Source organism: Hansschlegelia beijingensis, from assembly GCF_045505405.1.
GTDB lineage: Bacteria > Pseudomonadota > Alphaproteobacteria > Rhizobiales > Methylopilaceae > Methylopila > Methylopila beijingensis_A.
Genome location: NZ_JBJKEX010000180.1, coordinates 1 through 6,110, shown reverse-complemented (window position 1 = coordinate 6,110; position 6,110 = coordinate 1). Strand labels below are relative to the sequence as shown.

The window sequence follows — 6,110 nt, the reverse complement described above, 5'->3', positions numbered from 1 at the left end:
GACGGCCTCGACGCGCGCCTCGAAGAACTCCTTGCGCTCGGTGTAGCCGACGACGCGGCCGCGCGACTGCCCCTCGACCAGCACCTTCACGCCACGCGGGCGGCGAAGAACAAGGCGGAGGCGACGCGCGAGGATCGCCATGCGCTGTGGCGCGAGCGCGCCGAGGCGCTCGGCTTCGCGCCGGAACAAGTGATCGAGTCCGCACGCGAGCTTAGTCGCGCTCAGGCGCGGGAGCTTTCGCCTGATGCTGTCGAGGCGCTGGTCCAAGCCCGCGTCGCAGCCGTGCCGCGAGCGCTGACCGAAACCCAATCCTTGTTCGAACATCGCCATCTAGTCGCGGCCATCGCCGCGTCGCTGGTCGGCACCGGCGCGGGCGCAAACCGAGCGGAGCGCGAGGTCGAGCGCATGGTGTCATCCGGCGAGGTCGTCGCGCTCGGCCGCAATGCCCGCTGGCCGCACGCAATTTATTCGACGCCGGATGTCATCGAGATCGAGCGGAACCTGAAGTCGCTCGGACAAGATTTTGCGACCTGGCGCCTTTCGGAGGCGCCCCGCGGCCGTCGCATCGAGCAGCTCGTACAATCAGCCGGCCTCAACCCAGAGCAGGCGAAGGCCGCACGGCTCGCTGCGGGTTCTCAGGCGATCGCGATCGTCGAGGGCGCGCCCGGGGTCGGCAAGACCACCTTGCTCGCGCCGGTCGCAAAAGCCTGGCGAGAAACCGGCTGGCGCGTCATCGTCGCAGCGACGGCCTGGAAAGTCGCGCATGCGCTCCGTGACGATCTTCAGATCGAAGCGAAGGCGATCGACAGCTGGCTGGCGGGCGTCGAGCACGATCGCCCCTTCCTGACCGATCGCACAGTGCTACTGGTCGATGAGGCCGGCCTCATCGGTAGCCGCGCGATGCAACGCATCCTCGGTGAAGTCGCGCGCGCGCGCTCGGCAGGCCTTGAGGTCGCGGTTCGGCTGGTCGGCGACCGAAAACAGCTTCAGGCGATCGGCGGGCCGGGCCTGCGCATCCTCGCCGACGCGCTCGGCACGGAGCGTGTCGACACGATCGTGCGCCAGCGCGAGGCTTGGTCACGCGACGTCGTCACCTGCTTCGGCGAAGGCCGCGCCGCAGACGCGTTGGCGCTGCTGGACAGGCATGGCGCGATCCGCGATTGCGCTGGCCGGGTCGCCACTGCGGCCGCCATGATCGCTGCCTGGAATGAAGCCCGCGTCGCCCGTCCCGCCCAACCCGATCCGGTCCTGATCGCGAGGACCAACGCGCAGGTGCTAGCGCTCAACGCTGGCGTCCGCGCGCGCTTGCGCCAGGACGGTCTGCTCGCTCCCGCAGACGTCGTCGTCGTAACGGCGGTCACGTCGTCTGGACGGGAGCACGAGCTCGGCCTCGCGGTCGGCGACGAGGTGCGGTTTCTGGCGCGTGACGACGCGATCGGCGTGGTGAACGGCACTCAAGCGCGGCTCACCCGGATCGACCAGATTGCTAGGGCGGACGGGACCTCCGCCATCAAACTCACCGCCGAGATCGGCGGTCGAGCGGTCAGCTTCGCCCCCGAAGACCTTGCCGACGACAAAGGCCGAATTCGGCTCGGCCACGCCTACGCGTCGACGGTCTATGGCGCTCAGGGCCTGACGACGGAGACAGCGCTGGTTTGGGTAGACGGCGCGATGGACCGCCACGACATTTTCGTGGCGGCGAGCCGCGCGCGGGGCGCGACAACTCTGTTTGTCGATCGCGCAAATCTCGACGCAAAAGTTCGATCGGAGCTTCCGCTGGGAGAGCGCAAGCGGGCAATCGAGCCGCAGGAACGCCGTACGGCGCTTGCCCGCGCTCTGTCGCGATCTGGCGAAAAAACTTCGACCCTGGATTATTTGGCTGCCGACGACCCGCGAGCAATCCACAGCGAGCAGATGCTGGCGGGCCCAACGACGGCTTCGATCGATCGCAACGGCAGATCCGACGATCGTCAGCTGCGGACCAAGACGCGCCAGCGACGTCGCAGCGCGGAGCTTGGTCTAGATGGCTAAACGAGCCTTACATAAGCGGCACCAACGCCCGTTAGCCAACCGAGCCATATTGACCGGCGCGGTCGCACATCGTGATGGCTCCGCAGATGTAATGTGCGACCATCCACGCGATCGCATGCGATGAGGAAGTTGATGTCCAAGCGGACCGCCAGATCAAAACCTGCGCCTCGCCTCGACGGGCGCCTGCGAGCTTGCGCGTATCTGCGGGTTTCGACTGGCCGTCAGGCGGAATCCGATCTCTCGATCCCCGACCAGCGCAAGCAGATCGACGCTTTCTGCGCGGCCAAAGGCTGGAAACTGGCCAGTGAGTTCGTCGAGCCCGGCGCCTCGGCGACCGACGACAGCCGACCCGAGTTCCAAAAGATGATTGAACGCGCGAGCGCCGACGATCAGCCGTTCGACGTCATCGTCGTGCATTCATACAGCCGGTTCTTCCGCGATGCTTTTGGTCTCGAGATGTACGTGCGCCGCCTCGCCAAGGTCGGCGTGCGCCTCGTCTCCATCACGCAGGAACTCGGCGACGATCCAGCTCAGGTCATGATGCGCCAGGTGATCGCGTTGTTCGACGAGTATCAGTCGCGCGAAAACGCCAAGCACGTGCTTCGGGCGATGAAGGAGAACGCCCGCCAAGGCTTCTATAATGGCTCCCGCGCCCCGCTCGGCTACACGACCGAAGAGGTCGAAAAGCGCGGTGCGCGCACGAAGAAGCGGCTCGTCGTCGACCCGGTCGAGGCCGAGCTCGTGCGGCTGATGTTCCGGCTCTATCGCCTTGGCGACGGGCGGTCTGGACCGTTGGGAATTAAGGCGCTGACCTGCTGGCTCAACGAGCGTGGCTATCGGACCCGTCTCGGCGCTCGCTTCGGCATCGCGACCGTGCACGGGATCCTGACCAATCGCGTTTACATTGGCGAGTGGGTGTTCAACCGCACCGAATCCAAAACGCAGCGCGAGAAGCCTAAGTCTGAGCAGGTTCCGATCGAGGTCCCGGCGATCATCGATCGCGCCGAGTTCGAGGCCGTCGCGGAAACCCTTAAAGCCAGAAACCCGAAAGTGACGCCGCCGCGTGTGGTGACTGGGCCGATCCTGCTGACGGGCCTCGCGACGTGCGGACGCTGCGGCGGGCTGATGACGCTGAGGACCGGCACCTCACGTTCTGGACAGGTCCATCGCTATTACAGCTGCTCAACGCACGGTCGCCAAGGCAAAGTCGGCTGCACTGGGCGCTCGATCCGAATGGGCACGCTCGATACCCTCGTAGCGGAAAATCTGGCCACCGAGCTGCTGGAGCCGACCCGCCTGCGGGAGATGCTGGCGTCCCTGATCTCTCGCCGGTCGAAGAAAGCGGCGGAAGTCGATGAACGAATCGCATCGCTGAGATCCGAGCTGAAAACCGCCGAGGACAAGCTCAAGCGCCTTTACGTCATGGTCGAGGACGGTGTTGCCGAGATCGACGACATCCTGAAGGAGCGCCTTGCGTCGCTTCGCCTTGACCGCGACCGCGCCAAAGCCGCGCTCGAGCGCATCGATGCCACCGGTCGACCGGCGGCAGATATCCCCCAAGACATGATCGACAAGTTCGCGATTCTGATGCGCCAGAACATCACCGAAGGCGACACGCCTTTCCGCAAAGCCTGGATCCAATCAATCATCGACCGGGTCGAGGTCGGCGACGGCGCTATCCGGATTATCGGCGACAAAACGCGCCTCGAGCAGGCGGTCATTGGCGCGTCCGCGCAAAGCGGCGGCGGGGTTCGCGGTTTTGTACGGAATTGGCGCACCCGAGAGGATTCGAACCTCTGACCTCTGCCTTCGGAGGGCAGCGCTTGGTATTTTGAACGTGATTGCTCTGAATTGCGGCGGGTCCACAAGTCACTGAAAAACATACTATAATCGTGTGAATGGCGTTGTCGATGACGGCGCGAGATTGACACCCGTTCTCTTCTTCCGCTTCCGTAGCGCTTCCGTGGAACGGAGGTGGGTGCCGTGCCGAAGTTGACTAAACGCGTTGTTGAGGCCGCGGAGCCGCGCGCTGCCGACTATTTTCTCTGGTGCTCCGAACTGCCCGGCTTTGGCGCGCGCATCTTCGCCAGCGGGCGGCGGAGCTACGTCGTGCAGTACCGGGCCGAAGGCAGAAGCTGGAGGACGGCGCTAGGGCGCGCCGAGCGCATTACGTGCGAGGAAGCGCGTCGCCTGGCGCTCGGAGTGCTCGGCGATGTCGCAAAAGGACTCAACCCCGCCAAGGAGCGCGCGTCCGACCGAATCGCGGCGTCCAGTCCTGTCACCATCGCAGATCTTTGTTCGGCCTACCTCGCGGCGGCAGAAAAGGGCTTGGTGCGCGGTAAGGGAGGTCGAGCGAAAAAGCCCTCGACTCTCGCGACGGACCGCGGCCGGATCGAACGGCACATCCGACCGCTGCTCGGGCGGAAGCCCATCAAAGATGTCTGTCGGGCCGACATCGTCCGTTTCATTGCCGACGTCCAGATCGGGAAGACAGCTACAGTTGAGCGCACCCGCGCACGAGGAAAGGCGGTCGTCGCGGGAGGTCCCGGCACGGCCGCTAGAACCGCGGGCCTTCTCGGCGGAATTCTGTCGTGGGCCGTCTCGCAGGGGCACCTCGAAGCGAACCCGGCGCAAGGCGTCGCCCGTCCTCGGGACGGCGTCCGCCGACGCCGGTTAAGCGGGAGTGAGTTCCGGAGGCTTGGCGAAGCGCTGCTCGAGGGGGAAAGACGTGGCGAGGCCTGGCAGGGGGTCTGTGGAGTTCGGCTGTTGGCTCTGACAGGATGCCGGCTTGGCGAAGTCGAGGGGCTCCGGTGGACTGAAGTCGACTTCGAGGGCCAGTGCCTCCGCCTCGCTGATTCCAAGGAGGGTTCATCGGTCCGCCCGGTCGGCGCCGCCGCGCTCGACGAACTAAAAAGGGCAAGCATGCTGTGCGGGAGAGCCGCCCATGTGTTGCCGGCCGTCCGGCGCGATGGTGCCTTCGGCGGCTTGCCCGGCGCGTGGAAGCGGATCGCGAGTCGAGCGGGCTTCACCGACGTGACGCCGCATACGCTGCGCCATAGCTTCGCGTCCGTTGCCGCAGATCTGGGCTACAGCGAAATAACCATCGCTGCCTTACTTGGCCACTCAGTCCGGACGGTGACGTCCCGGTATGTTCATCATCTGGACGCTGTCTTGGTTGCTGCGGCGGACGCCGTCGCAGCCGAGATCAATCTGCAAATGTTTTCGTGATCTCGGCCCGAACTTAAAGCTCCCCGTTACTACTTCGGGAGAGCAGTTGTGGCGGAGCGCCTAAGGGCGGCGAGCCGCCCACATCGGGTTCGTCCCTGCCGACCGCGTGGTCTCGCAAGCGGCGATGACAACCGACGAAAAATCGAAATACGTTCGCCTGCACCGGAGCAACGGAGTGAAGGGCGATGCAAGTTCTAAAGGATCAAGTTTGCGCCATCGGTCGCTCTGATGAGCGTGACCTGAACGATGCGCTGAAAGCCTATGAGTGGGCGGCAGGACTCCCTGCGGAGATGCCGCTTACTCCGAAGCTGACTTCGCGTTTCCTTCAGGCGATGGGCGCGCCGCTGTCGGAAGCGACGCTCGCACGAATTCGCTGCGTGTCGTCGACGGGACCAGCATACGAGAAGATCGGAGCGCGGATCACATATCGTGTGGGAGATCTTCGCGAGTACCTGTCGCGAGCAGTCAAAAGCGCCTGAAACAGAAACGGCTGCCCGATGCCGCGGCCTGTCGTTCCATAGATCAAAGTATTCATCTGATGTCAGACATTACTCCCGGCACCCCCGGGCAACGGGGACGTGCGCCCTCTGAGGACGTCCTCATCACCACGTCGGCGCAGCTTCAGCCGCGCGAGCTTGATCTTATCAAACGCTCCCAGCGCGAGGCCGAGCGGGCAACTGACGCACTCCCGGTAGTCGACGTGTGGCCCCGCTTCAAGATCGAGGTGAACCGCTCCGGATTCTCCGGAGGCCGCTTCGTTTGAGTCACGCCGCGATAGCCGGCTCGCTCAGCATTGCGTAATAGCGCTCTTCTGCTTCGGCTGGCGGGATGTTGCCGATGGGTTCGAGCAG

4 protein-coding genes and 1 tRNA gene are annotated in these 6,110 nt (G+C 64.8%); 4 read left to right on the top strand and 1 reads right to left on the bottom strand.

Annotation, left to right across the window (positions count from 1 at the left end):
* Together ACIKT0_RS11640 and ACIKT0_RS11635 are read left to right on the top strand one after the other, a co-directional pair.
* Positions 1-2,031 (top strand): AAA family ATPase (locus ACIKT0_RS11640; RefSeq protein WP_407105502.1); only part of this gene is annotated, 2,031 nt, incomplete at its 5' end.
* A gap of 132 nt (positions 2,032-2,163) precedes the next feature.
* Positions 2,164-3,831 carry a recombinase family protein gene (locus ACIKT0_RS11635; protein ID WP_407105501.1) on the top strand — a complete coding sequence of 556 codons (1,668 nt, stop codon included), beginning with the start codon at positions 2,164-2,166 and terminating at the stop codon, positions 3,829-3,831.
* Here ACIKT0_RS11635 and ACIKT0_RS11630 read toward each other — a convergent pair.
* Positions 3,802-3,895 (bottom strand) — tRNA-Arg (locus ACIKT0_RS11630). The two genes, ACIKT0_RS11635 and ACIKT0_RS11630, sit on opposite strands and share 30 nt — an antisense overlap.
* Positions 3,896-4,014: 119 nt before the next feature.
* On the opposite strand from ACIKT0_RS11630, the gene ACIKT0_RS11625 reads away from it, so the two are divergent.
* Together ACIKT0_RS11625 and ACIKT0_RS11620 are read left to right on the top strand one after the other, a co-directional pair.
* Positions 4,015-5,259, top strand: coding sequence for a tyrosine-type recombinase/integrase (locus ACIKT0_RS11625; RefSeq protein WP_407105500.1), 1,245 nt, complete (start codon positions 4,015-4,017; stop codon positions 5,257-5,259).
* 185 nt (positions 5,260-5,444) lie between these two features.
* Entirely contained in the window at positions 5,445-5,738 is a 294-nt protein-coding gene (locus tag ACIKT0_RS11620; protein ID WP_407105499.1) for a hypothetical protein, read from the top strand.
* Positions 5,739-6,110 lie beyond the last annotated feature (372 nt).